Annotated in this window: 1 protein-coding gene; it reads left to right on the top strand. The window is 59.4% G+C overall.

Annotation, left to right across the window (positions count from 1 at the left end; translation table 11 throughout):
• Positions 1 to 19: 19 nt before the first annotated feature.
• Positions 20 to 963 (top strand): IS630 family transposase gene (locus AC1D2R_RS32140; protein ID WP_477973867.1). Its coding sequence is split into 2 segments (ribosomal slippage): positions 20 to 356 and positions 356 to 963, totalling 945 coding nucleotides; the frame shifts between segments, so codons are not numbered across the junction.
• The last annotated feature ends 12 nt before the right edge of the window (positions 964 to 975 follow it).

The following is a 975-nucleotide window of genomic DNA, read 5'->3' as shown; positions in this document are numbered from 1 at the left end:
TACGAATAGGAGGTTGATGATGGCACGAGCACTGAGCGATGATCTTCGGATCCGAGTCTTGAAGGCGTCAGCTACCGGTATGTCTGCCCGCCAGGCTGCCGGTCGGTTCGGCGTTGGGGTTTCCACGGCGATCCGCTGGATTGCAAGAGCAGTGGAGGGCGAGCCAACACCGCGGCCGCAGGGTTGGAAACGACCTTCCCTTCTGGACGCTCACGAGGCGTTTGTTGTCGAAATGATCGACGATCGCAAGGACGTAACGCTCGATGAAATGGTCGAGCATCTGTCGGCTGAACGGCAGGTCAGCATCAGCCGGAGCGCGCTCGGTGCCTGGCTGCGTGGTCGCGGCTGGACATTTAAAAAAAGTCCGCACACGCATTGGAGCAGGACCGACCGGACGTCCTGAAGCGCCGACGCGCCTGGTTTGATGAGCAGCTCGATCTCGATCCGCAAAAGCTGATCTTCATARACGAGACCGGTCTTTCAACGAAGATGGCACGGCTGCGCGGACGTGCAATTCGAGGCGMGCGCTGTCGAGCTGGCGTGCCGCACGGACACTGGAAAACAACGACATTCACCGGTGCTCTGCGCCTGACCGGCATGACCGCGCCGTTTGTCTACGACGGAGCAATGAACGGCAACGTCTTCCTGGCCTATGTCGAGCAGGTGTTGCTGTCGACCCTTCAGCCCGGGGATATTGTCGTCATGGACAATTTGCCCGCACATAAAGCAGCCGGGGTGCGCGATGCCATCGAGCGCATGGGTGCAAAGCTCATGTTCCTGCCGCCCTACAGCCCCGACTTCAACCCCATTGAGAACGCCTTCTCAAAGTTGAAGGCCATGTTGCGGGCTCGGGCAGAGAGAAAGATCGATGCCTTGTGGGACGCGGTCGGCGCATTGATGCCCCGCTTCACGCCGACAGAATGCGCAAACTACTTCAGGGCTGCTGGATATGACCCGGATTGAACAGGATCTGCT

The organism is Rhizobium sp. P1_C7 (assembly GCF_056406295.1).
This window is presented reverse-complemented; position numbering and strand designations above follow the sequence as displayed.